Consider the following 23,653-nt stretch of genomic DNA (forward strand, 5'->3'; position numbering starts at 1 on the left):
GGTCAAGCCCGAGGGTGACGAGCGGAGTTTGTCGGTGGAGTTGGGTTTCAACCATTTCATCCCACCAGCTTGCGCAGCCGGGGCAGGATTTCCTTGGCGTAGAGGGCGAGGAAGCGGCTTTGGTCGGTGCCGGGGGCGTGGAAGACCAGGTGGTCGAAGCCGTAGTCGATATAGGTCTTTATTGCCGCGACGTGCTCGTCGGGATCGGAGGAGACGATCCAGCGCTTGGCGACGCGCTCGATGGGCAGGGCATCGGCGAGACGCTCCATTTCCTCGGCGTCCTGCACCGAGTGCTTTTCCTCGGCGGAGAGGGAGAGAGCAGCCCAGTTGCGGCAATCGTTGAGGGCGCGCTCGGGATCGGTGTCGAAGGAGACTTTCACTTCGATCATGCGCTCGAAGGGCTTTCCGGCCAGTTCGCTCTCGGCACGGCCAGCCTCGACATTGGGCAGGAGCTGATCGACATAAAGCTCGGCCCCCTTGCCGGAGGTACAGATGAAGCCATCGCCGGCGCGGCCGGCATATTTGGCGTTCAGGGGGCCGCCGGCAGCGATGTAGATCGGCACCGGCTCGGCGGGCTTGTCATAGATGGTGGCGTTGACGGTTTTATAATACTGGCCCTCGAAGGAAACGCGATCCTCGCTCCAGAGCTGGCGGATCAGTTTGACCGCTTCGCGCAGGCGCGCCGAGCGCTCCTTGAGTTCGGGCCATTCGATGCCGGTGGCCGGCACTTCGTTGAGGCCCTCGCCGGTGCCGACGCCGAGAATGACGCGGCCGGGGAACATGGCGCCCATGGTGCCGAAGGCGTGGGCAACAACGGTGGGATGCAGCCGGAACGTTGGGGTGAGCACCGAAGTGCCGAGAATGATCTTTTCGGTGCGGGCCAGTACCGCCGACATCCAGCCCGGCGCGAAAGGCGCATGGCCATCGGTATGCTTCCAGGGCTGGAAGTGGTCGGAGACGAAGACCGAGTCAAAGCCGCCCTGTTCGGCCTCCACTGCAAAGCGCAGCAGATCGTTGGGCGCGAATTGCTCCGCCGATGCCTTGTAGCCGAACCGCATTGTGTCTCTCCTGTCCCAATATTTGATCGTTTGGTCAAAAATCGGTCTTAGTCAAGCACCTTCCGTTGGCGGACGGCGGCGGCATGCACAAGCGCGTTGGTTTCAAGTGGCGTTTCCGGCTATTGCGGTCAAGCCTGTCGCATGGCGAGGAGACTGAGCATGCCGAAATTTTCCGCCAATCTGTCGTTTCTTTATGCCGAGGTGCCGCTGGTCGAGCGCATTGCGCTGGCGGCCGAGGACGGGTTTGGGGCGGTCGAATATGTCTCGCCCTATGCGCATGACAAGGCGGTCCTGGCCGGGGCGCTGAAGGTGGCTGGGGTCAGGCAGGCCCTGTTCAACCTGCCGGCCGGCGATTGGGAGGCGGGCGAGCGCGGGCTGGGTTGCCTGCCAGACCGGGTGGATGAGTTCCGCCGGGGGCTCGACATGGCGATCGACTATGCGCTGGCGCTGGACTGCCCGACGCTCAATTGCCTTGCCGGAATTGCCCCCAGGGGTGTCGATAAAGCGGTGCTGGACCGCACGCTGGCGGAAAACCTCGCCTATGCGGCGGCGCGTCTTGCCGAAGCGGGGATCGGGCTGGTGTTCGAGCCGATCAATCAGCGCGACATGCCGGGCTATCACGTCTCGACCACCGATCATGCCGAGGCGATCATGGCGCTGGCGGGGGTAGAGAACCTCAAGCTCCAGTACGATTTCTACCACATGCAGATTAGCCAGGGCGATCTGGTGCCCGGCTTCGAGCGCCTGTTGGCGCGCATCGGGCATGTGCAGATCGCCGATCATCCTGGGCGGCATGAGCCGGGGACGGGCGAGATCAATTATGGTTTCGTGCTCGAGGCGCTGGATCGGCTTGGTTTTGACGGCTGGGTGGGGTGTGAGTATAGGCCCTTGACCACGACGCGCGAGGGTTTGGGCTGGATGAAGCGCTGGCGGTAAGGGGATTTTCTGGCGAAGCGCGACAGATGGGTTTGAGCGCGTTGCACACCCCCACCCAGCCTCCCCCTGAAGGAGGGGGAGGAGCCGCATCGTGCTGATTGCGCCTGTCTTGCCAAAACCCGGGGGGAGGAAAGTGTTCTGCCATTGCGCGCATTTTGGGCGAGTTGGCGAGGTTTCTTGCTGAGGTGGCGGGGTTTTGCGCAATGACTTTCTAGCAATCCCGGGCAATTGGGGTTGGGCTCGACTTGGTTTCGCGGGCTGCTCTCGTTAGGTTCCATGGCTGGAACAGGGCCCGGAGTTGAGTAGCGCCGATGGAAGTCAGAGTTGAGCAGGTTCGCAAGGAATTCGACCGGTTTCCGGCTTTGCACGATGTGTCGCTGGATATCCGCTCGGGCGAGCTGATCGCTTTGCTGGGCCCCTCGGGCTCGGGCAAGACCACGCTGCTGCGGCTGATCGCCGGGCTGGAGCGGCCCACTGCCGGCAAGATTTTCTTTGGCAATGAGGACGCCTCGGAAAAGAGCGTGCAGGAGCGCAATATCGGCTTCGTGTTCCAGCATTATGCGCTGTTCCGTCACATGACGATTCTGGAAAACGTCTCCTTCGGGCTGAAAGTGCGGCCGCGCTCGAGCCGTCCGGCTGCGGGTGAAATCCGGCGCCGGGCGCTGGAGCTGCTTGATCTGGTGCAGCTTTCAGGGCTGGAAAAACGCTATCCGAGCCAGCTTTCGGGGGGACAGCGGCAGCGCGTGGCGCTGGCGCGGGCCCTGGCCATCGAGCCGCGGGTGTTGCTGCTGGACGAGCCGTTCGGGGCGCTGGACGCGCAGGTGCGGCGCGAATTGCGCAAATGGCTGCGTGAAATCCATGATCGCACCGGCCATACGACGGTTTTCGTGACCCATGACCAGGAAGAGGCGCTGGAGCTGGCCGACCGGCTCTGCGTCATGAGCCAGGGGCGGATCGAGCAGGTGGGCACGCCCGACAGCGTCTATGACACGCCGTCCTCGCCTTTTGTCTTCGGCTTTATCGGGGAATCAAGCGAGCTGCCGGTGCAGGTGGAAAAGGGCGATATCTGGCTGGGCGACCGGCCGGTGGGCATTTCCGGCGCCGAGGGGCAGGGCGCGGCGCGGCTGTTCTTCCGGCCGCATGATATCGAACTGGTCGAGGGTGATGCGGCACTGGCCGGCGTGGTGGCGGCTAGCCGGCGCGTCGGTGGTACGCGGCGCGTTGAGCTGGATATTGGCGGGGGCGGGCACCGCGTCGAGATCGACCTGCCCTTCGATCACCCGGCGGGCGAGCGCAGCCGGATTGCGTTCAGGCCCAAGCGCTGGCAGCTGTTTGCGGCTTGAGGTTTTTTGACACGCGGTGGGTGCCTCGGGCCTGCATAAGTGCAGAGCCCTCGGCTCAAGGCCGTGGGTGACGATTGTGGGTGGGTAGGTTTTGAAGGGCCCTACAGCATGAAATCGGAAAATTCGTCTTCGGCGGCGGGTTCGGGAGTGGGGGTGTTGGCAGCGCCGAAGAGTTGGGCGTGGGCGGCGCGTTCGGCTTCCATGGTGTAGAGGCGGCGGAGGCCGTTCATGATCGTTTCGAGCGCCTCGGAGCGGTTTTCGGGCAGCGGGGCGTCGGTGAGCGCGGCGATCTGAAGGCGCACATCGTCCATGGTTTCCGACAGCGCGCCTTGTCCGGCCAGGGCATTGGCGGCGGCCTGCAATTGGGCGATGACCTTTGGTCCGTCGCTGTTGAGCAGGTTGAGTGCGGCGACCATCTGCTTGTCGAGCTGGCTGAGCAGGTCGAGCGCCAGATTGGCGCGCTGTTCGAGCTGACCGACCTGGCCGGCGCCATCGCCGATGGCGGAGGCGCCGAAGGCACCGGCAAGCGCCGAGGATTCATCGAGCCGCGACATGGCGGCTTCGGCGGCGACGACGGTCTCGCTGGTCAATTCGCGCAGCTGGCTGGCGATGACGGTGAGCGAAGCGCCGCGCGGGCCGAGCTGGGCGCAGCGCACGGCGGCGTTGAGGCTGACGAGGCGCATATTGGCCTCGATTTCCTGGACGGCGTTGACGTGGCCGAGCAGGGTCTGCACGGTGTCCTGCACGGCGCGGGCAACGGTTTCGAGCTTGGCGCGCTCGGCTTCGAAATCGCGCAGGATGTCGACGGCCTTGCGCAATTGCGCGCCGAGGGCGGACATGGTCGAGCTCTTGCCGGAACCGGAGCCGTAAAGGTCCTTGCTGCGGCCCATGATGATGTCGGCATCGGCGGCGAGGGCGGCCAGGGATTGTTCGGCATCGGCCATTTCACCGGCAAAGCTCGACGAGGTATCGGCCAGTTGCGCCTGTTCGAGAGCGGAGATGGCGGCGAGCGCGTCGGCATGCTCGTCAGCCGGCAGTTGGGTGTCGAAGGTGGATTTGCCGTCGAGAATGTCGGCCAGGGCGTCGAGACCCGCCTCGATATGCTCGATGCGCTGGCGGGTGGAATCCCCGACCTGCAGGGCCATGACGGCGCCGCCGATCCGGCCGACGATCTGGCGCGAGACGCGGCCGGTTTCGGCGCTGCCTGCGGCGGCCTGATCGCGTTGCGCGTCGAGGGCGGCAATGGTGTCGGTGAGGCTGCCGGCGAGGCCGGACAGGGTGTGGGCATGGCTGGCTTCGAAGCGGGCGCGCTGCTGGGCGGCGCGATCCACCTCGGTGGTCAGTTGCCGGTAGACCTGGGCGAATTGCTGGATGGTCTGGCTGGCCGAGTCCGAGAGCGTGGCGATGTCGGTGGTGAAGACGTCGAAATCGTCGCTGTCCCCGACAATGCCGGCGGCGGTGACGCGGGCATTGACCGAGACGATGCCCATCATCTTGACGGTGCGGCGCAGCTCGGAAATCGGGGCGCTGGCGGCAGCGACCACGTCCACGAGCCGTGCCAGATCGGCCTTTTCCTGGGTAAAGGCGTCGGAGAGCTCGCCGGCCTTGGTGGCGACCGCACGCAGGTGATCGCCAGCGGCGGAGACGGTTTCGCCCTGCAGGGCCTGGGGCAGGGTATCGAAGAGCTTGGTGAGCTTGTTGAGCGTGGCGGCGCCTTCGGAGAGGCGGGCGCCGGCATCGACGAAGGCGGTTTCGATATCCTGGCGCGGCTTGGCCAGTTCGCCGGCGAGGCGGCGGATATCGGAGGGGCTCGGAATGGTGGTCATGCGTAGTCTCCCGCGGCTGCAGGTCCCTTGCGGCCGAAAGCGGTGATTTCTCCCGCCATCTTGCCCAGTGGCAGAATGCGTGCGGCGGCGCCGCGCTGAATGGCTTCCTTGGGCATGCCGAAGACCACGCTGGTTTCCTCGTCCTGGGCAATGGTGGGGCTGCCCATCTGCCGCATTTCGAGGAGGCCTCGCGCGCCGTCGTCACCCATGCCGGTCAGCAGCATGCCAAGCGCATTGCGGCCGGCGGACTGAGCGGTGGAGCGGAACAGCACGTCGACCGAAGGGCGGTGGCGCGAGACGTGGTGGCCCTCGATGATCTTGACGGTGTAGCGCGAGCCGTTGCGCACCAGCAGCATATGGAAATTGCCCGGGGCGATGAGGGCGCGGCCTGGCATGACCAGATCGCCGTCCTCGGCTTCCTTTACGGCGATGGCGCAGCCAGCGTCGAGCCGGCGGGCGAAGGCGGTGGTGAACTTGTCGGGCATGTGCTGGACGATGAGGATGGCCGGGCTCGCCGCGGGAAGTTGTTCGAGCACTTCGCGCAGGGCCTCTGTGCCGCCGGTGGAGGCGCCGATGGAAACGATGGGCTCGGTCACCGGCATGCGCTCGATCAGGCTCTGCCGGCGATGGTCGGAAAGCGGCGGCAGGATGGAGTCGGCATTGAGCTTGGCCTCCACCGTCATGGGCGGGGCGGCCTTCTTGATGCCGCGCAGTTTGGCATGGGCAGCGGCCTTGGCGGCGTCGCAAATCCGCATGCGCGATTCCTGGAGGAACTGGGCGGTGTCGACGCGCGGCTTGGCCACCACATCGACGGCCCCGGCCTCGAGCGCCTGCATGAAGGTGTCGGAGCCCGATTGCGCCAGGCTCGAGCAGATGACCACGGGAATGGGGCGCTGCGACATCAGCTTGCGCAGGAAGGTGAGGCCATCCATGCGCGGCAGCTCGATGTCAAGGAAGATGACATCGGGCACTTCGTGGCGGATGCGCTCGACCGCGATATAGGGGTCGGCGGCGGTGCCCATGACTTCAAGGTCCGGGTCGGAGGCGATGATGTCGCTCAGCGTCGTGCGCACCGAGGCGCTGTCGTCGACGATGAGCACGCGGATCTTGTCGCTCATGGCGGCGCCTCAAACCTTCTGGAATACGGCAGGAGCGACCTGCCGCATGGTGATGGAGGTGCCGATCATGGATTCGGAATGCCCAAGAAGTAGATAACCGCCGGGGCGCAAATGCCCGATAAGGCGGGAAATCACCGAGGATTGGTCGGCCTTGTCGAAATAGATCAGCACATTGCGCAGGAAGATGATGTCGACGTCGCGGTCGAACGGGTAGGAGCCGTCCATCAGGTTGAGGCGGCGGAACTGCACCAACCGCCGCAATTCGGGGGCAATGCGCACTTCCGGGCGGATGCCGGGCCGGCGCGAGAACAACAGATGCCGCGACTGCATGGCCTGGGGCACGGGCGCAATCTGCTCGGCCGGATAGATGGCGGCACGGCCCTGGTCGAGCACGTCGGTGGAAATGTCGGTGCCGAGCACGGCAAAGCGGAAATCGCGGCGCTGGGCGGCAAGGTCGGCCATGACCATGGCGATGGTATAGGCCTCGGCGCCGGTGGAACTGGCGGCGCTCCAGACCTTGATCAGCGGATTGCGCTCGGATTTGCGCTCGGCGATGAGGGTGGGCACGAGCAGCTTTTCCATGAGCTCGAAATGCTCGGGCTCGCGGAAGAAGTCGGTCTTGTTGGTGGTGACGGCGTTGATGAGGTAGGGCAATTCGCTCGCCAGCCCGTCCTCGCGGAACAGGTGCTTGCCATAGGCCTCGAAGCCGTCGAGGCCGAGAGCCCGCACACGCTTGCGCAGGCGGCCTTCGATCATCAGGCGCTTGGCCGGCGGCAGGCGGATGCCCACTTCCTGGCCGATCAGGGTCGCGATCTTGTTGAAGGTGACGAGGCTGAGATGATCGTCGTCGTCAGGGCGAGGCTGAAGGCGGGCAGAGAAGGGCAAAGCGAACTCCGGTACTCATAGGGCGGGCCGGCGCGCACGCCGGCCGCTTACTCGTGAATGGATCAGGCGGCGCGACTGGCCAGCAGGGCGGAGTTGCCCAGGAGACGATCGAGGTCGAGCACGGTGACGAACTGGCCATTGCGGCGGCCGATGCCCTCGATGCAGTGATCGCTCCAGCCGGCGCTGACCGAAGGGGGCGGATCGAGGTCGTCGCTGTCGAGCACCGTCACCTCGAAGACGCGATCGGCGCGCAGGCCCAGCGTCACCGGCCCTTCCGGGCCTTCGACCAGCAGCACGACGAAGCGTGTGTTCTCGGTATCGACCGCACCGGGCATGCCCAGGGTCAGCCGCAGGTCGAGAACCGGGACGCCCTGGCCACGGACATCGATCATGCCGAGCAGATTGTCCGGGGCGCGCGGGAGCCTGGCGATGGGCCGCACGTCCAGGATTTCCTGGACGCGGGCCACCGGCGTGGCGAATATTTCATCGCCGACGCCCAGGGTCACATATTGCGAACGTTCGGCCATGAAGGGCCTCCTCAGGCGGCGCCGCGGCGCGTGAACTCGCTGTCGAGATCGTCATGCGCGTCGTCGAGATCGAGATCGAACCCGCCACCGCCGCCCGACTTGGCCTTGGACTTGGCTGCCGGCTTGCGCGGGGCCATGTGCGGGGCCTTGGCCAGGATTGCCTTGCGCATGTCGGCATTGTTGTCCTGCGCGGCAGCCTGGATGTGCTGGGCGCTGGCATCGATGCGGAAGTAGCTGATGGCGGACTGCAGCTGTTCGGCCTGGCTGGCCAGCTCTTCGGAGGTCGCCGACATTTCCTCGGCGGCCGACGTGTTCTGCTGGGTGACCTTGTCGAGCTGCTGGATGGCGGTGTTGATCTGGGCGGCGCCGGCATTCTGCTCACGGCTGCCGGCAGAGATTTCCTCAACCAGTTCAGCAGTGCGCTGGATGTCGGGGACCAGCTTGGAGAGCATTTCGCCGGCAGACTGAGCGGCCTTGACCGTGGTGCCGGAAAGCGTCGAGATTTCGGCGGCGGCAGCCTGGCTGCGTTCGGCGAGCTTGCGCACTTCGGAGGCGACGACCGCAAAGCCGCGGCCATGTTCGCCGGCACGGGCGGCTTCCACCGCGGCGTTGAGGGCGAGCAGATCGGTCTGGCGGGCGATTTCCTGCACGACCATGATCTTTTCGGCAATGGTCTGCATGGCCGAGACGGCGTTGTCGACGGCTTCGCCCGAGGCGATGGCATCGGCCGCGGACTGGCGGGCGATCTTTTCGGTCTGGGAGGCGTTGTCGGCCGACTGCTTGATGGTGGCAGCCATTTCTTCCATCGAGGCGGAGGCCTCTTCGGTCGAGGATGCCTGTTCGGTGGCGCCCTGGCTCAGCTGTTCGGCAGTGGCCGACATTTCCTGAGACCCGGCAGCGACGTTACGGGTGGCCGAGGTGACTTCGGCGACAACTTCGCGCAGCTTCTGGGTCATGGCGTTGAGCGCCTTGATCAGATCGCCCACTTCGTCATCGGAATTGACCTTTGCGGTGGCCGAGAGATTGCCAGCGGCGACTTCATCGGCGAGACGGACGGCGGCGGTCATGGCGCGGGAGATCGAGGTCACGATCCAGACGGCGGCGACGGCAGCGATCAGCACCGAACCGGCGAGCAGGGCCAGCAGGAAGATGCGCGACTGTTCATAAAGGCCGTTGGCCTCGACAAGAGTATCGGCAAGCAGCTGCTCATTGGTGGCGACGATTTCGTCGACAAGGCTGCTGATCTGGGCGCGCAGGGGTGCTGCCTGCTCGTCGTTGATGGCGTTGGCGTTGAAGTTCGACCGCTGCATGGCAATGGCATTGCCGTCGGTCATGGCTTCGATCATGGCGGTAAAATCGGCGCGCACCTGGTTGAGCTGGGCGATTTCGCTACCCACGAGCATGCGGCCAAGTCGCTCCAGCTCGGGTTGCAGGGTGCCGATGCCGGACTGGAAGTCGTTGTACCACTGGTCCTGCTTGGCCGGGTTGCTCGAGGCGAGCAGGATATTGCGGTGCTGGCGGAAGACGTCGCTGGCGAGCAGGAACAGATCGCTGGCCAGCTGATAGGCCTGGGTGCCAGCGGCGTCGCCTGCGTTCATGCGGTTTTCAAGCGATTGGCGCAGTATGCCCAGAGAGGTTTCGACCGCAGAAATGGCAGCGCTGCCGCGGGTGGTGGTCAGCTCGAAGGCCTTGGTGTCGGTGTTCTTCATGGCCTCGTCTTGGACGCCGACCAGAGCCGCCTCATAGGCTTCCATCGTGGTGGAAATGGTGCGCATCTTGTCGTTCAGCTCGGCGGAGGAGAACTGCCCGACCAGCGCGGCGGCCTGTCCGGTCACTTCGTCCAAGCGCGCGACAATGCCTGCCCGCAGCGTTGCGAGTTCGGCATCGTCGGTGCTGATGATCATGCGGCGAATATCATTGGAGACCGAGGCCATGTCGTATTGCATGTCCTGGAGCGAAAGCGAGCGCGTGACCGGGCCGTTGACGATATTGCCCATGGAATCGTTGATCGTGCCCAGGCCCTGGATTGCCAGGAACATGCTGACGCCGGAGAGCGCCACGACGGTGGTGAACACCGCCGCAAGTTTTGTCTTGATAGTCAGTCTCACGATGCTGGCCTTTCTTCTGATGCTGCCGAGGACGGGCTTCTGCCGTCCGAAGTTGAGAAAATCTGTTCCATGTCGGGAATGATGATGAAGCCGCCATTGCGCTTGCCGATGCCCTTGATGAATTCGGGGCGCCAGCGCATGCCGACTTTCGGGGCCTCTTCGATGGAGGCCGGTTCGATATCGGTGACGTCGTGGACCTTGTCGGCGAGGATGCCGGCAATGGTCGGCTCCCCGTCGATATCCACTTCCATCACCACGATGCGGGTGTCCTGGTCGGGCTCGGGCCGGTCCATGCCGAACATGACCCGCAGGTCGGCCAGGGGCACGACCCGGCCGCGCACATTGATGAGGCCGCCGACAAAGGCGGGCGCATTGGGCACTTCGGTGATCGGCACGAGATCGAGGATCTCGCGGACCCGACCGGCCTCGACGGCGAAGAGTTCGTCTTCGAGGCGAATGGTCAGCGCCGTCATCGGCGTTTCGGTGATGCTCATGCGGCCCTCCCGGTGATGGCGCGGTCGACATAGGACTGGCCCGAGGCCACCAGATGCGCGGTGTCGAGAATGAGGGCGACGGAGCCGTCGCCCAGGATGGTGGCGCCCGAGAAGGACTTGATCGAGGAGTGCAGCTTGGAGAGCTGCTTGATCACCGTCTGGTTGTTGCCGATGATCTGATCGACCACGAGACCCACCCGGCCTTCGCCGGAGGAGACGATCACCACCTTCTGGTGCTGCTCGGGCGGGGTATTGGTGTTGAACACCTCGCGCAGCCGCAGATAGGGCACCAGGCTCCCACGAATATCGAGGAAGTTGCGGCCCTTGGCATGAGCCTCGATGCCCTCGGGCAGTTCGACGCATTCTTCGACCGCGGCCAGCGGGATGGTGTAGCGGCCATTGCCGACCCGGACCAGCATGCCATCGATGATGGCCAGGGTGAGGGGCAGGCGCAGGGTCATAGTCGAGCCCTGTCCGGGGGTGGAGGCCACGTCGATAGTGCCGCGCAGCCCGTCAATGGTGCGCTTGACCACGTCCATGCCGACGCCACGACCGGAGAGGGAGGTGACTTCCTTGGCCGTCGAGAAACCGGGCGCAAAGATCAGATGGTTGAGTTCCTGCTCGGTGAGCTTGGTCTCTGGGGTGATAAGGCCGTTTTCCTCGGCCTTGGCGCGAATACGCTCGTGGTTGAGCCCGGCGCCGTCGTCGGCCACCGAAATGGCCACTTCAGCGCCGGAATAGACCGCGGAGAGCCGCACGGTGCCCTTCGGGCTCTTGCCGGCGGCAAGGCGCCTTTCTTCGCTCTCGAGTCCATGATCGACCGAATTGCGGATCAGGTGCACCAGTGGATCGGCCAGACGCTCGATCATGGTCTTGTCGAGCTCGGTTTCCTCACCGGCGGTGATGAACTCGATCGGCTTGCCCAATTCGCCCGACAGATCATGGATCAGGCGGCGGAAGCGGCTGAACAGGGTGCCGATGGGCACCATGCGAATGCCCATTGTGGTGTCGCGCAGGCCCGATGAGAGGCGTTCCAACTCCTCGGCAATGGTCTTGAGCCCGGTATCGGCGCTCTGCGCGGCGATCTGGCTCAGCCGGGCCTGGGCGATGACCAGTTCGCCGACGCGGTCCATCAGCTCGTCCAGCCGTTCGGCGGGGACGCGCAGCGAGGTGGCAGCGGGACGCTCGACCTGTTCGGGCTTGTCGGCGACCGCCCGGGGCGGGGCAACCGGTTCTACAGGAGTTGGCGCCGGGGCTGCGGGCCTGGCAGCGATGGCAGGTTCGGGCGCGGCGATGGCGGGCGCGGGAGCAACGGGCGCAGCTTCGAGCGGCGTGAGCGTCAGTTCCATATTGTCGCGCAGGAACAGGAAGACGTCGTCGATGGCGCTGGTGGGGTCTTCGGCCTCGATATCGACCTGCCAGCCGATATGGGGCACTTCGACGTCGAGACTGTCGAGATCGGGCAGGCGATCGGTCAGGGCGCAGATGCTGGTGGGGCCGATCTCGGCCAGCTCGTCGAGCAGCAGCAGCGGATTGGTGCCATAGGCCAAAGCGTCAGAGGGAAGATAAAAAACCAGCCGCCAACGCTTGGATTGCGCTGGAACGGCTGGTTCTGCAACGGCCGGCGCGGACGCGGCGTCGAGCCTGGTCGGTGCCGGAGGCGAATGGTTTTCTCCATCGACCACGGCACGAAGGGCCTCAAGGATGGCGTCGCCGCCGGCAATGACGGCGTCCGGCGCCTCGATCAGCTGGTGAATATGGTCCTTGGCGTCGAGCGCCACCCCGATCAGCGCCTTGTTGGGAGCGCTCTGGCCCTTGCGGACCCGGTCGAAGGCGGTTTCGAACTCGTGCACGAAGGCGGCCACGGCAGTGAAGCCGAACATGGCGCCCGAGCCTTTGATGGTGTGCAGGGCGCGGAAGGTGGAATTGATCAGGTCGGAATTGCCCGGATCCTGCTCAAGGTCCAGGAGGCCGGCTTCGAGCTGATCGAGCAGCTCGCGCGCCTCCTGGCGGAAGGTTTCGGTGGGGTCGGAAATGTTCATGCGCCCGTGACCTTCTTGATGATGGCCAGGAGCTGATCCTGCTTGAACGGCTTGACGATCCAGCCGGTGGCACCGGCTTCCTTGGCCTGGCGCTTGAGCTCGTCATCGGATTCGGTGGTCAAAAGGATCACCGGAATGCCCTTGCTGGCGGGATGCTGGCGATACTTGCGGACGAATTCGATGCCGTTGAGCACCGGCATGTTGAGGTCGGTGAGGACGGCATGGATGGGGTTGGCGATGGCCTTGTCATACCCCTCGGCGCCATTGGCGGCCTCGATGACCTCCATGCCCGCAGCCGTCAGCGTCATCGACACCATCTGACGGATGGAGGCGGAATCGTCGATGGTCAGGATGGTCTTGCTCATGAGGGATTGTCCGTTGGCTGATGGAGTGTGGCGGGCCAGAAGTCGGCATCGGCCTGGCCGGGCGTGAGAAAGCCGCCAGCGGTGAGAACCTGCTGCAGGGGCGCGCCGACCGGCTCGAGCAAGCGCAGCGAACCGCCCGAGGCGATGGCCTTGCGTCGGGCCGCCAGAAGGGTCTGTACCGTGGTGATATCGGCTGCGGTCACCGCCTGGGTGTCGACGGCGATATGCTGGTGTTGGGCGAGCGCGTCTCGCAGGCCGGTCAGCACGTCCTGTGCCGATTTGATGCCTGTGTCTGCACGAAGTACGTGCGTGTGCTGTCCCTTACCGGCCATGGGGATGACCGGGTGCGAAGTCTGATTTCGATGACATTCTGTCTCTCTACCGTGAAAGGTTTGACTGGGAACCGGTAGGTTAAAAGTTGGTTATAAAATAAGGGCGTGGCTTTCCCGAGTTCCGTTCTGCGTTTTTGACCGTATTCCCATCCGGTGTATTACAATATTGGCCATCACCACTTAACCGATGGTTACGAAATTCTTCCAATCGATAAAATTGATCCGATAAATAGTACTGTTCTTTAGCAAGTATTCAAATCGGTGATTTGTTTTGTGCCGGAGTCCATTGCGAGTCGATTCAGCCCGCTGGGGAATCCTCTCGGTTTGACTCTGAGTCCTCGGCAAGGTTTTGCACGGTGACTACTTGGCCCAACACTGGCCATATGCGGCGGAGAGAGGGGTGGCTTGAATGGAAGATTGCCAATTGCGGCTCGGTTGGGTGCTCGCGGGGCAAAGCGGCAAATCGAGCGGGGCGAGGCAACACAATGACCGAAATATGTCTGTCAATGGGCAAAAAGTGCCGCCGCCACAGCTGGGGCTGCGGCGGCATGAATATTCACCAAGCGTTAGGGATAAGCGCGATGCGCGGCGTCAGCGCGGGCCGGCCATGATGTCCTGGATTTCGGACCAGCGGGCGCGAAAGGCATCGACGATGGCCGGATCGAAATGACTGCCGCTGCAGCTTACGATCTCGTCATAGGCCTTTTCGATCGGCCAGGCCTTCTTGTACGGCCGCTCGGAGCAGAGTGCGTCGAAGACATCGGCGAGGGCGACGATGCGGGCTTCGATGGGGATGTCGTTGCCCGAGAGGCGGTCGGGGTAACCGGTGCCGTCCCAGCGCTCATGATGGCTTTGTGCAATCAGCTCGGCGGCGCGGATCAGGTCGGAACTGCCGCCTTCGAGGATGCGGGCGCCGATGGAAACGTGCTCGCGCATCTTGGCCATTTCCTCGGGCGTGAGCTTGCCGGGTTTTGAGAGAATGGCGTCGGCAATGCCGATCTTGCCGATATCGTGCAGCGGGGCGGCCAGGTAGATGATGCGGCACTGCTCGTGGGAGAGTCCGATGCCCTCGGCCAGGACGCGGCAGATCTGGGCGACGCGGGAGACGTGTTCGCCGGTATCGCCGTCGCGATATTCGATGGCGCGGGCCAGACGCCAGATGATTTCCTCTTCGCGGGCGACGAGATGAGCGGTGGCGCGCTCGACTTCGCGGGCCAGCCAGTTGGCGCGGTCGGCCAGTTCCACCTGGGCCCGGCGCAGGGTCAGGAGATTGGCGACGCGGGCCTGCAGCTCGGTGGTTTCGAAGGGCTTGTGCAGGAAGTCGCTGGCACCGGCCTTGATGGCGTCGATGCGCGTGGTCTTGTCGATGTCGGAGGTGATCATGATGATCGGCACCAGCCGATAGGCCGGACGGGTGCGCAGCGCCGCGGTGAAGGCGACGCCATCCATTTCGGGCATGATGTGATCGACTACCACCAGGTCGAACTGCTGCTGCTCGCACTTTTCGAGCGCGGTAAGCGGATTGAGGCAGAGCTCGATGTCGGCGTCGACGGCATCGTTGAGGATGGAGCCGATAAGCGCAAGACTGGATCGGCTATCGTCAACGACTAGCAAGCGCATTCTGGCCCCCCCGGCTTCTCCCATTGCACGATAGGGTTTGGCCCTTATGCGATGCTTAACGGGGATGCGCATTCGGTGCCGTGGCTAACAGATCGGAAATGCCGCCGCATTGTCGCCGGCGGTGGTCCTCACTGCCTCGGTTCAATCGAGATAGACGCGTTCCGCATCCTCGGGTGATCGCACCGCCGCAATGTCGAGAAGGGCGATCAGCGCGTCGTCCTTTTCCAGCATGCCCCGCACCAGATGGGCGCCCGTGCCCATGGCGGCGTGGGGAATGGGGCGAATGGCTTCGGGCTTGGCGAAGACGATATCGGAGACCGAATCGACGCGCAGGCCGAGATCGGCATCGTCGCGGCTGAGGATGAGGATAACGCCGGCCTCCGGCGCTGCCTCGGGCTGGCCGATCAGCGCCGCCAGATCGAATATCGGCACGACGCGGCCGCGAATATTGAGCACGCCCATGGCCCCTGGGGCAGAAGCGGGCAGGGGCGTGGGCGGGGCCCAGCCCCTGATCTCACGCACCATGACGATATCTACCGCCATCATGCGACCGGCACAGGCAAAGGTCAGGAACTGATTGGTGCTGTCCTGAGGCGTGCTGTCTTGGGTGGCGGAGAGTGCAGGGGCCATCAGAACTCGTTCCAGTCGACAGCGACAGCGGCATTGCCTTCGCTCAGCCAGGCCTTGGCGACCGGCGCCGTTCGCGGCGCTGCCGGGACAGGCTTGCGCGGGGGCGTTGCCTTGGCGCGGGGCGCCTGCCATTGCGGGCTTTCGTCCTCGACGGTGAAGACCTCGATCACCTGGTCGAGTTCGGTGGCCTGGCTTTCCGTCTGTTCGATGGCGGCGTTGGTCTCTTCCACCAAGGCAGCGTTCTGCTGGGTCATTTCGTCCATCTGCCGCACGGCTGTGGCCACTTCGGCGATGGCGTTGGACTGTTCCTGGTTGGCTGCGGCAATGCCTTCGATCAGCGCGCTGTTTTCCTTGACGCCCCCCAGCATGGAGGCGATGCGGGTGGTGGCGTCGGAGACCAGGCGCGAGCCGTCGGAAACCTGGGTGGCGGACTGCTCGATCAACACCTTCACATCGGCCGAGGCCGAGGCCGCCGACTGCGCGAGGCGCCGCACTTCCACGGCCACCACGGCGAAGCCCTTGCCCGCGTCGCCTGCCCGCGCCGCCTCGACCGAGGCGTTGAGGGCCAGAAGATTGGTCTGAAAGGCGATGTCGTCGATCAGCCCGATAATGTTGGAGATCTTGGCCGAGGAGGCCAGGATGCGATCCATGGCATCATTCGCTCTTTCCATCACCGCACCGCTGCCTTCGGCGATTTCGGACACGGAGCGGGCCTTGGTACGGGCGGTTTCGGCGCGGTGGGCATTGTCGGAGACGGTGCTGGCCAACTGGTCCATGGCGGCACTGGTCTGCTCGATGGCTGCGGCCTGGCGGGCGGTACGGTCGGCCAGGTCATTGGCACCGGAGAGGATTTCGCCCGTGGCCTTGCGCAGCGCGCTGGAGGTGATGCGGATATTGCCGACGATGTCGTTCATCCGCTCGATGGTGTGGTTGAAGGCCACGCGGATGGGGTCGAGTTCGGCGATGAACTTGTCGTCGATGCGGCTGCGCAGATCGCCATCGGCCAGCCGGGTCAGCGCCGTGCCGAGCGTGTTGACGGCCTGTTTGCGCGCGGTGATGTCGGTGGCATATTTGACCACCTTGAAAACGCGGCCATTGAGATCGAAGATCGGGTTGTAGCTGGCCTGGATCCAGACCTCGCGCCCGCCCTTGCCGAGGCGTCGATATTCCGCGGCCTGGAATTCTCCACGCGCCAGGGTGGTCCAGAAGCGTTCATAGGAAGGGGAGGCGGCTTCAGCGGGATCGACGAAGAGGCGGTGATGCCGGCCCACGATTTCGTCCGAACGATAGCCGAGCGCGTCGCAGAAATTGGCATTGGCGCCAAGGATTTCGCCAGTGGGCGAAAATTCGATCACCGCCTGGGACTTGCCGATGGCGTCGAGCTGGCCCTTGCAATCGGCGGCGTCGAGCTTGGTCGCGGTGATATCAGTGGCGAATTTGACGATTTTGGCAACCTTGCCGGCGCTGTCGAAAACCGGATTGTAGCTGGCCTGGATCCAGACCTCTCGTCCATCCTTGCCGAGGCGCTTGTATTCGGCCGCCTGATAGCGGCCGGCGCGGAGATCATCCCAGAACTTGCTGTATTCGGCCGATGCAACCGTGGCCGGGTCAACGAAGATCTGGTGCTTCTGCCCACAGATTTCGTCCAGCGTGTAGCCGAGCAGGGTGAGGAAATTCGCATTGGCAGCCAGGATGGTGCCGTCGGCCGCAAACTCGATCACCGCCTGTGATTTCGAGATGGCCGCCAACGTCGCCCGGTCCAGTTCAGCTTCTTTGCGAGCCTTGCGATTGAGTACCGTCAGGAAGGTCATATCGTTCCCCGAAATATTTGTAGCGCAAATGCTAGCAGCGTGGGATCACCAGCTCCTTACTGAAAGCGCGCGGGCGGACGAATCCCGTGCGATAAATCCTTTCACCGAAATTTCAGGCAATCGATTGCGTGAAAAACTGGTGGAAAAAAAGCGTCTCGGCCGCCGGAGCAGGGGGCGGCGCCATGCGCCTCGCCATGCTGCAATCCGGCTGTCAGGCGCTGGTGCCAACCGGGGTAACGGTGCCCTCGGTCTTGCCGGCGGCGATGAGGGCGTCGATCAGCCGGTGGACTTTGAGCGCCTCCTCGCCGGTGACCCTGGGATCGCGATCCTCGCGGATGGCGGCGATGAAGTCGGCGGTGACGGCGCGGTGATAGTCGTGCGGGAAGGCCATGGGATCGGCACCGGTGCCGCCGGCGGAGCGGTCCGGCTCCATGACGATCTTCTCGCCATTGTGCAGCTGCACCAGAAGCTCGCTGCCGCGCAGCATGGCAGTGCCATTGCGGGCGGTGATGATGATTTCCTCGTGGAAGCCGGGATAGGCGGCGGTGGTGGAATCAATGGTGCCGATGGCGCCATTGGCATAGCGGACGGCCGCCGCCACCATGTCCTCGGTTTCCATGCGATGGATCGGGGTGGTGGTGGCAAAGCCCTTGATCTCGGTGATCGGACCGACAAGGCTCAACATCATGTCGAGTGTATGGATGCCTTGCGACATCAGAACGCCGCCGCCGTCGCGGGCAAAGCTGCCCCGGCCGGGCTCGTCGTAGTAGCTCTGCGGACGCCACAGGCGAATGATGGTGGAGCAGCCGACGATGTCGCCCAGCGCGCCCGAGCGCAGCAGCTCGGCCAGCCGCATGCCGGCAGGACGGAAGCGATGTTGCAGCACGACGCCCAGCTTGACACCGGCCTTGCGGCAGGCGGCGACCAGCTGTTCGGCGCGGGCGGTGCTGATGTCGAGCGGCTTTTCCATCAGCACATGCTTGCCGGCCTCGGCGCAGCGTATGGCAATGTCCCTATGGGTATTGGCGGGGGTGTAGACGGCGACGGCCTCGACGCTCTTGTCTTCGAGAATGGTCTCGAGACTGTCGCAGGTGGGGAAGGGGAATTTTTCCGCAAAGGCGGCGCGGCGGGCGGCACTGGGGGCATAGGCATAGGCGACATCGACGCTATCGGCGAGGTCCACAAGGCCCTTGGCGTGGGGGGTAACGGCCATGCCGAGGCCAACAATGGCGATGCGGGTCCTGCTCACCGGATTCTTCCTTCTGCGTTAGGCGATAGAAGACCCCTTGGCCCTCCAGGCAAACTTACATACAAGATCGCGGGCAGGTTTTGCCACGAAAAATCTCGGCGCGACAGCGGCTCCGGCAATCGCTGTTTTCGCGCATCGGCAGTGGCCGGAAAACGGCGACCCAATGGAGGACGATCATGAAGGCCATGCACATCACCCAGCCCGGCCAGGCGCAGTTGACCGATCTGCCGGAGCCGGTGGCCGGGGCGGGCGAAGTGGTGATCGCGCTGGCCTATGTGGGCTATTGCGGATCGGACCTCACCTCCTATCGCGGACTCAACCCGCTGGTGAGCTATCCGCGTGTCCCGGGTCACGAAATCTCCGGCACTATTGCGGCACTAGGCGAGGGGGTGACCGGACTTTCGGTAGGGCAGGCGGTAACGGTGCTGCCCTATTTCAATTGCGGCAGCTGCCGGGCCTGCCGGTCGGGTCGGCCCAATGCATGCCCCAGCAACCAGACCATGGGGGTGCAGCGCGAGGGCGCCTTGACCGGGCTGGTGGTGGTGCCGGCGAGCAAGGTGATCGCGGTCGACGGCATGGCTTTGCGGGACCTGGCCCTGGTGGAACCGTCGGCGGTCGGCTTTCACGCGGTGCGACGGGCCGAGTTGGTGGCTGGTGAAACGGTGGTAGTGCTGGGCTGCGGCATGATCGGGCTTGGGGTGCTGATTGGAGCGCTGCGGGTCGGGGCGCGGGTGATTGCCGTCGATCTCAGCGATGCCAAGCTGGCAGTGGCGCGCCAGTTGGGTGCGCATGAAGTGATCAATGCCCAGGGCGATGTTAAAGCAGCGATTGCGGCCCTGACCGGGGAAGGGCCGGACGTGGTGGTGGAGGCAGTGGGCGCGGAGGCAACGTTCCTGCAGGCCATCGATCTGGTCGGGACGGCGGGGCGTGTGGTCTATATCGGCTATGCCAAGGCCCCGATCGCCTATGAGACGAAGTATTTCATCACCAAGGAGCTCGACATTCGTGGCTCGCGCAATGCGCTGCGGGCCGATTTCGACGATGTCATCGCCTATCTCGGCGCGCATCCAGGCGCGGGCGAGCTGATCGTGTCGCGGGTGGTGGGACTGCAGGACGCACCGGCGGCGCTCGAGGATTGGCATGCCAATCCGGGTGGGTTCACGAAAATTCTGGTCGATCTGCGCGACTGATGCAGATGCACTGACTCCGCGGCCCTGCATACGTGGTTGCACGACCGTAAAAAATCCCTAATCTGGCCACTCGTCCGGGGGCGAGAACCAGGCATGTCGGGCTTCGAAGAGGGTTTTGGCGAGGGGTTTCAAAGCGGCTTTGCGCTGGATGATGCCACCGCATTCACCCGACTGATGTTTGAACTTTACGAGTATCGCTGCGCGGTAACCGGGGAGCAGTTTGCCCCGTCCGCGCAATTGCCCCATCCCAATATCTTCCTGTTCCTGCCGCTTGCGGCTGGCGGCGCACTGTCCTTTGGCAATGCCATTGTCGTCAAGGGCGCGGTCAAGGGGCTGATGGCCAAGGGGCTGGTGGTCGTTGACGACGATTATTGGGTGCTGGGCAAGGACGGGGCGCGCTGGACCAGGGGGCAGATGCTGTGGCGGCATGCGGACCGGGCCTTCTGGCCCGATCGCGCGCTGATGGCGCGGCACCGTGAATATTTCCAACGGCAGGGTTGAAATTACACGCCGGGGCATTGGCAATCACGCTGCTGTGAGGGCAGATTGCCTGCATATTTGCGGAGTTCATCATGCCTTTTCCCGATCTCGTCCATCCCGCCATCGACGCCTATGAAAGCGGGGTCACCCTGCCGGGGGATTTCGCCGCCTTCTGGCAGTCCAGCATTGCCGAGGCGCGCGCGGCCGGCGGCACGGCGAGCCTGGTGGCGACCGAGACGACGCTGAGCCTGGTCGAGGTGTTCGACGTCACCTTTCCCGGCTTTGGCGGGCATCCGATCAAGGGCTGGCTGACGCTGCCGCGGCAGCGCGCGGGCAAGCTGCCGCTGGTGGTGCAGTTCATCGGCTATGGCGGCGGGCGCGGATTTCCGCATGAGCAATTGCACTGGGCGGCGTCGGGCTTTGCGCATTTCCGCATGGATACGCGCGGGCAGGGCAGCGGCTGGAGCACCGGGGCGACACCGGACCCGGTGGGCAGCACCAGCCAGATCCCGGGCGTGATGACCAAGGGCATTCTCGACAAGAACGACTATTACTATCGGCGCCTGTTCATCGACGGGGTGCGCGCCATCGATGCGCTGGTTGACCATGAGGCCATCGACCCGGAGCGGATCGCGGTCTGTGGTGGCAGTCAGGGCGGTGGCATTGCGCTGGCGGTGGCCGGCATCGACAACCGGGTCAAGGCGGTGATGCCGGACGTGCCGTTCCTTTGCGATTTCCCCCGGGCGGTGCGCACGGCGGGACGTGATCCCTATCTCGAGATCGTGCGCTTTCTGGCGCAGCATCGGCAACAGGCCGCGACGGTGTTCGAGACGCTGCGCTATTTCGACGGCGTCAACTTCGCCCGCCAGAGCAAGGCGGCGGCTTTGTTCTCGGTGGCGCTGATGGACGATATCTGCCCGCCATCGACGGTTTATGGGGCTTTCAAGGCCTTTGCCGGCAGCGACAAGACCATCACCGAATACGAGTTCAACAATCATGAGGGCGGTGGGCCCTTCCAGGAGCGGGCGCAAATGGCCTGGCTCAGCGAACGGTTTCTCTAGCTCTGCCCATATGTGAACGGGTGGCGGGGAACTTCGGTCCCCCCACGTCGTTCCCCGGCCAGCGTCATCACCCCAGACAAACGGAGATGAAGACTATGGCTGACAAGCAACTGGACGATCTTTTCCTCGATACGCTCAAGGACATCTATTACGCCGAACGGCAGATCCTGAAGACGCTGCCGAAAATGGCCAAGGCGGCACAGTCCGAAGAGCTGCGCGCCGGCTTCGAGCAGCATCGCGCCGAAACCGAAGTGCATGTGGAACGGCTCGAACAGGTGTTCGAGCTGCTGGGCAAGGCCCCGCGCGGCAAGACCTGCGATGCCATCCTCGGCATTATCGAGGAAGGCAAGGAGATCATGGAGGATTTCAAGGGCACTTCGGCGCTCGATGCCGGCCTTGTCTCCTCCGCGCAGGCGGTGGAGCACTACGAAATGGCCCGCTATGGCACCCTGGCCACTTGGGCCAAGCAACTCGGCCATACCGAAGCGATGAACCTGTTCCTCGAAACCCTCAAGGAAGAGCAGGCCACCGACAAGAAGCTGTCGAGCCTCGCCAAGAGCTCGGTCAATCTCAAGGCGGCGTAAGTGCCGGAGTGAGGCAAAGAAAAACGGGCCCATTGGGCCCGTTTTTATTGGGTCTGCCGCCCTGCGAGCTTAGCTTTCCGGGCCTAGTGACCTAAAATCTTCCCACGGGGGAGATTTGCCGCGCAAAGCGCGGCCGATCATCAGTCGCGGGCGCGTTCGACGTAGGAATTGTCTTCGGTCAGGATGACGATGCGGGTGCCGGCGCCGATATGGGGCGGCACCATGACGCGCAGGCCATTGTTGAGCACGGCCGGCTTGAACGAAGACGACGCGGTCTGCCCCTTCACCACCGGCTCTGTCTCGACGATCTCGAAGGTCATGCGCTGCGGCAGTTCCAGCGACAGTGCGATGCCTTCGTGGGTCATCAGGTGCACCTTCATGCCGTCCGTCAGATAGGCCTTCTGGTCGCCGACCACGTCGTCGCCGACGGTAATCTGCTCATAGGTGGACGGCTCCATGAAGTGGTGGCCTTCGCCGTCCGAATAGAGGTAGTCATATTCGCGGTCATCGACATCGGCCTTCTCGACCATTTCGACGGTGCGCCAGCGGCCGATCACCTTCACGCCATCGGAAATGCGGCGCATGGTGACGTTGGTCACCGAGTTGCCCTTGCCGGGGTGCACGTTTTCGGCGGTGAGGACGACGTGCAGATTGCCGTCCTGCTCGACCACATGACCCTTGCGCAGGGACGAGGCGATGACCTTGACCATAGTTCTTCCTTGTTCGTGTCGGCGGCGCGTATTAGAGGCAGGGCCATCGAGCGCCAGCATATGTCTGTCGAGCGCCCGATAAACTATTCCGAGCCATTTCGCCAGACCGGACCGCAAGAAACCGCATGTCAGCACCTTTCTCATCGGCGGCAACTCCCTGGTGGGATCGCGGCCGCCATGCCGATCGGCGCCCCGCGCTGCTGGCCCGGGCCCGGATCGACGCCGGCATGCGCAACTGGTTTGCCGAGCGCGATTTCCTGATGGTCGATCCGCCGGGGCTGCAACGGTCGCCCGGCAATGAGACGCATCTGCATGCCTTCGGCACGGTGATGACAGGCAATGACGGGCTGGGGCAGGACATGTATCTGCACACATCGCCCGAATTCACCATGAAGAAGCTCTTGGCGGCAGGCGAGCGACGGATCGCGAGCCTGCAGCATGTGTGGCGCAATCGCGAGCGCAGTGCGCTGCACCATCCCGAATTTACCATGCTGGAGTGGTATCGGGCCGAAGAGGGCTATGACACCATCATCGCCGACACGCTGGCCCTGATCCGCCTGGCGGCGGATACGACCGGGATTGGTGCGTTTTCCTTTCGGGAGCGCCGCTGCGATCCGCAGGCCGAGGCGGAGCGGCTGAGCGTCGTCGACGCCTTCGAGCGCTATGCCGGCATCGACCTCTTCGCCACCATGGATGCGGATGGCGTGCCCGATGGCAATGCGCTGGCGGCCGAAATGGCGCATGTGGGCATGAGCCTGTCCGATGATCGCAGCTGGAGCTATCTGTTCACCCAGATCCTGTTGGAGCGGGTAGAGCCGCAACTGGGCAATGGACGGGTGACGGTGCTCGACCGCTACCCGGCCTGCGAGGCGGCGCTGGCGCGGCGCGTGCCCGGGGACCGGCGGGTGTCCGAGCGCTTCGAGGTTTATGCCTGCGGCGTCGAACTGGCCAATGGCTTTGGCGAATTGACCGACAAGGCCGAGCAACGGCGGCGGTTCGAGGCGGAAATGGAAGAGAAGCAGCGCATCTATGGCGAGCGCTATCCGATCGACGAGGATTTTTTGGCGGCGCTGGATTTCATGCCGGAGGCAAGCGGGGTGGCGCTGGGTTTTGACCGGCTGGTGATGCTGGCTACCGGGGTGCAGCGGATCGAGGCGGTGCTGTGGGCGCCGGTGGCGGAGTGAGTTTCTACCTTCGTCAATTCCCTCAGTCGTCACCCTTGGGCTCGACCCCATGGGCCTGTGCTTTTCTGCCTTTGCTCAAGTGTAGAGCCCTCGGGTCGAG

General features: G+C 64.1%; 22 protein-coding genes. 7 read left to right on the forward strand and 15 right to left on the reverse strand.

The genetic code is table 11. From position 1 onward, the window contains the following. Window positions 1-56 precede the first annotated feature (56 nt). On the reverse strand, window positions 57-1,058 hold the full coding sequence (gene fgd, locus BGO80_RS07785; RefSeq protein WP_286720631.1) for a glucose-6-phosphate dehydrogenase (coenzyme-F420): 1,002 nt from the start codon (window positions 1,056-1,058) through the stop codon (window positions 57-59). 159 nt (window positions 1,059-1,217) lie between these two features. On the opposite strand from fgd, the gene otnI reads away from it, so the two are divergent. Both otnI and BGO80_RS07795 read left to right on the forward strand, forming a co-directional pair. Continuing rightward, window positions 1,218-1,994, forward strand: a complete 777-nt coding sequence (gene otnI / locus BGO80_RS07790; protein ID WP_286720632.1) for a 2-oxo-tetronate isomerase — start codon at window positions 1,218-1,220, stop codon at window positions 1,992-1,994. Window positions 1,995-2,305: 311 nt separating this feature from the next. After that, entirely contained in the window at window positions 2,306-3,337 is a 1,032-nt protein-coding gene (locus BGO80_RS07795; RefSeq protein WP_286720633.1) for a sulfate/molybdate ABC transporter ATP-binding protein, read from the forward strand. A 101-nt stretch (window positions 3,338-3,438) separates the two neighbouring features. Here the strand turns inward: BGO80_RS07795 and BGO80_RS07800 are convergent, their stop codons facing one another. The 13 genes from BGO80_RS07800 to BGO80_RS07860 form a co-directional block, all read right to left on the reverse strand. Beyond that, the gene (locus tag BGO80_RS07800; protein ID WP_286720635.1) at window positions 3,439-5,163 is read right to left on the reverse strand and encodes a hypothetical protein; all 1,725 of its coding nucleotides are present in this window, start codon (window positions 5,161-5,163) and stop codon (window positions 3,439-3,441) included. Continuing rightward, window positions 5,160-6,281: a protein-glutamate methylesterase/protein-glutamine glutaminase gene (locus BGO80_RS07805; protein WP_286720637.1), complete on the reverse strand. Its 1,122-nt coding sequence runs from the start codon at window positions 6,279-6,281 to the stop codon at window positions 5,160-5,162. The genes BGO80_RS07800 and BGO80_RS07805 overlap by 4 nt, the downstream gene beginning before the upstream one ends. 9 nt (window positions 6,282-6,290) lie before the next feature. After that, complete coding sequence (locus tag BGO80_RS07810; RefSeq protein ID WP_286720638.1) at window positions 6,291-7,166, reverse strand: CheR family methyltransferase; 876 nt, start codon at window positions 7,164-7,166, stop codon at window positions 6,291-6,293. 62 nt (window positions 7,167-7,228) lie between these two features. After that, complete coding sequence (locus BGO80_RS07815; RefSeq protein ID WP_286720641.1) at window positions 7,229-7,693, reverse strand: chemotaxis protein CheW; 465 nt, start codon at window positions 7,691-7,693, stop codon at window positions 7,229-7,231. Window positions 7,694-7,704: 11 nt separating this feature from the next. After that, a complete protein-coding gene (locus BGO80_RS07820) occupies window positions 7,705-9,801 on the reverse strand; it encodes a HAMP domain-containing methyl-accepting chemotaxis protein (protein ID WP_286720643.1) in 2,097 nt (698 codons plus the stop codon). Next, entirely contained in the window at window positions 9,798-10,295 is a 498-nt protein-coding gene (locus BGO80_RS07825) for a chemotaxis protein CheW (protein WP_223214219.1), read from the reverse strand. Before BGO80_RS07825 ends, BGO80_RS07820 begins: the two co-directional genes overlap by 4 nt. Next, window positions 10,292-12,337, reverse strand: coding sequence for a chemotaxis protein CheA (locus BGO80_RS07830; RefSeq protein WP_286720644.1), 2,046 nt, complete (start codon window positions 12,335-12,337; stop codon window positions 10,292-10,294). The genes BGO80_RS07825 and BGO80_RS07830 overlap by 4 nt, the downstream gene beginning before the upstream one ends. Next, window positions 12,334-12,702, reverse strand: coding sequence for a response regulator (locus tag BGO80_RS07835; protein WP_286720646.1), 369 nt, complete (start codon window positions 12,700-12,702; stop codon window positions 12,334-12,336). The genes BGO80_RS07830 and BGO80_RS07835 overlap by 4 nt, the downstream gene beginning before the upstream one ends. Then, window positions 12,699-13,034 (reverse strand): STAS domain-containing protein, encoded by a 336-nt coding sequence (locus BGO80_RS07840; protein ID WP_286720647.1) that lies wholly within the window; start codon window positions 13,032-13,034, stop codon window positions 12,699-12,701. Before BGO80_RS07840 ends, BGO80_RS07835 begins: the two co-directional genes overlap by 4 nt. A 591-nt stretch (window positions 13,035-13,625) precedes the next feature. Further along, window positions 13,626-14,654, reverse strand: coding sequence for an HD domain-containing phosphohydrolase (locus BGO80_RS07845; protein ID WP_286720649.1), 1,029 nt, complete (start codon window positions 14,652-14,654; stop codon window positions 13,626-13,628). A gap of 141 nt (window positions 14,655-14,795) precedes the next feature. After that, window positions 14,796-15,284 (reverse strand): chemotaxis protein CheW, encoded by a 489-nt coding sequence (locus BGO80_RS07850; protein WP_286720651.1) that lies wholly within the window; start codon window positions 15,282-15,284, stop codon window positions 14,796-14,798. After that, entirely contained in the window at window positions 15,284-17,095 is a 1,812-nt protein-coding gene (locus tag BGO80_RS07855; protein WP_286720653.1) for a methyl-accepting chemotaxis protein, read from the reverse strand. Before BGO80_RS07855 ends, BGO80_RS07850 begins: the two co-directional genes overlap by 1 nt. A 211-nt stretch (window positions 17,096-17,306) precedes the next feature. Beyond that, window positions 17,307-18,344 carry a Gfo/Idh/MocA family protein gene (locus BGO80_RS07860; protein ID WP_286720655.1) on the reverse strand — a complete coding sequence of 346 codons (1,038 nt, stop codon included), beginning with the start codon at window positions 18,342-18,344 and terminating at the stop codon, window positions 17,307-17,309. A 176-nt stretch (window positions 18,345-18,520) separates the two neighbouring features. Here BGO80_RS07860 and BGO80_RS07865 point away from each other — a divergent pair, with 176 nt between their 5' ends. From BGO80_RS07865 to BGO80_RS07880, 4 genes are all read left to right on the forward strand, one after another. Continuing rightward, window positions 18,521-19,534: a zinc-binding alcohol dehydrogenase family protein gene (locus tag BGO80_RS07865; protein WP_286720656.1), complete on the forward strand. Its 1,014-nt coding sequence runs from the start codon at window positions 18,521-18,523 to the stop codon at window positions 19,532-19,534. Between the two features lie 93 nt (window positions 19,535-19,627). After that, window positions 19,628-20,035: a hypothetical protein gene (locus tag BGO80_RS07870; RefSeq protein WP_286720658.1), complete on the forward strand. Its 408-nt coding sequence runs from the start codon at window positions 19,628-19,630 to the stop codon at window positions 20,033-20,035. 71 nt (window positions 20,036-20,106) lie between these two features. Then, the gene (locus BGO80_RS07875; protein ID WP_286720660.1) at window positions 20,107-21,075 is read left to right on the forward strand and encodes an acetylxylan esterase; all 969 of its coding nucleotides are present in this window, start codon (window positions 20,107-20,109) and stop codon (window positions 21,073-21,075) included. A 95-nt stretch (window positions 21,076-21,170) separates the two neighbouring features. After that, window positions 21,171-21,659 carry a YciE/YciF ferroxidase family protein gene (locus tag BGO80_RS07880; RefSeq protein WP_126151069.1) on the forward strand — a complete coding sequence of 163 codons (489 nt, stop codon included), beginning with the start codon at window positions 21,171-21,173 and terminating at the stop codon, window positions 21,657-21,659. Window positions 21,660-21,799: 140 nt separating this feature from the next. Here BGO80_RS07880 and efp read toward each other — a convergent pair whose 3' ends face one another. Beyond that, the gene (gene efp / locus BGO80_RS07885) at window positions 21,800-22,369 is read right to left on the reverse strand and encodes an elongation factor P (RefSeq protein WP_126151068.1); all 570 of its coding nucleotides are present in this window, start codon (window positions 22,367-22,369) and stop codon (window positions 21,800-21,802) included. 125 nt (window positions 22,370-22,494) lie between these two features. Here efp and epmA point away from each other — a divergent pair, with 125 nt between their 5' ends. Next, window positions 22,495-23,553, forward strand: coding sequence for an EF-P lysine aminoacylase EpmA (gene epmA, locus BGO80_RS07890; RefSeq protein WP_286720663.1), 1,059 nt, complete (start codon window positions 22,495-22,497; stop codon window positions 23,551-23,553). Window positions 23,554-23,653: the final 100 nt, after the last annotated feature.

The organism is Devosia sp. 63-57 (genome assembly GCF_001899045.1).
In the GTDB taxonomy this organism is placed as follows: domain Bacteria; phylum Pseudomonadota; class Alphaproteobacteria; order Rhizobiales; family Devosiaceae; genus Devosia; species Devosia equisanguinis.

Coding starts and splice junctions, on each gene's coding strand:
- fgd (WP_286720631.1), bottom strand. CDS start 1,058: ATGCGGTTCGGCTACAAGGCATCGGCGGAGCAATTCGCGCCCAACGAT.
- otnI (WP_286720632.1), top strand. CDS start 1,218: ATGCCGAAATTTTCCGCCAATCTGTCGTTTCTTTATGCCGAGGTGCCG.
- BGO80_RS07795 (WP_286720633.1), top strand. CDS start 2,306: ATGGAAGTCAGAGTTGAGCAGGTTCGCAAGGAATTCGACCGGTTTCCG.
- BGO80_RS07800 (WP_286720635.1), bottom strand. CDS start 5,163: ATGACCACCATTCCGAGCCCCTCCGATATCCGCCGCCTCGCCGGCGAA.
- BGO80_RS07805 (WP_286720637.1), bottom strand. CDS start 6,281: ATGAGCGACAAGATCCGCGTGCTCATCGTCGACGACAGCGCCTCGGTG.
- BGO80_RS07815 (WP_286720641.1), bottom strand. CDS start 7,693: ATGGCCGAACGTTCGCAATATGTGACCCTGGGCGTCGGCGATGAAATA.
- BGO80_RS07825 (WP_223214219.1), bottom strand. CDS start 10,295: ATGAGCATCACCGAAACGCCGATGACGGCGCTGACCATTCGCCTCGAA.
- BGO80_RS07830 (WP_286720644.1), bottom strand. CDS start 12,337: ATGAACATTTCCGACCCCACCGAAACCTTCCGCCAGGAGGCGCGCGAG.
- BGO80_RS07835 (WP_286720646.1), bottom strand. CDS start 12,702: ATGAGCAAGACCATCCTGACCATCGACGATTCCGCCTCCATCCGTCAG.
- BGO80_RS07840 (WP_286720647.1), bottom strand. CDS start 13,034: ATGGCCGGTAAGGGACAGCACACGCACGTACTTCGTGCAGACACAGGC.
- BGO80_RS07845 (WP_286720649.1), bottom strand. CDS start 14,654: ATGCGCTTGCTAGTCGTTGACGATAGCCGATCCAGTCTTGCGCTTATC.
- BGO80_RS07850 (WP_286720651.1), bottom strand. CDS start 15,284: ATGGCCCCTGCACTCTCCGCCACCCAAGACAGCACGCCTCAGGACAGC.
- BGO80_RS07855 (WP_286720653.1), bottom strand. CDS start 17,095: ATGACCTTCCTGACGGTACTCAATCGCAAGGCTCGCAAAGAAGCTGAA.
- BGO80_RS07865 (WP_286720656.1), top strand. CDS start 18,521: ATGAAGGCCATGCACATCACCCAGCCCGGCCAGGCGCAGTTGACCGAT.
- BGO80_RS07870 (WP_286720658.1), top strand. CDS start 19,628: ATGTCGGGCTTCGAAGAGGGTTTTGGCGAGGGGTTTCAAAGCGGCTTT.
- BGO80_RS07875 (WP_286720660.1), top strand. CDS start 20,107: ATGCCTTTTCCCGATCTCGTCCATCCCGCCATCGACGCCTATGAAAGC.
- BGO80_RS07880 (WP_126151069.1), top strand. CDS start 21,171: ATGGCTGACAAGCAACTGGACGATCTTTTCCTCGATACGCTCAAGGAC.
- efp (WP_126151068.1), bottom strand. CDS start 22,369: ATGGTCAAGGTCATCGCCTCGTCCCTGCGCAAGGGTCATGTGGTCGAG.
- epmA (WP_286720663.1), top strand. CDS start 22,495: ATGTCAGCACCTTTCTCATCGGCGGCAACTCCCTGGTGGGATCGCGGC.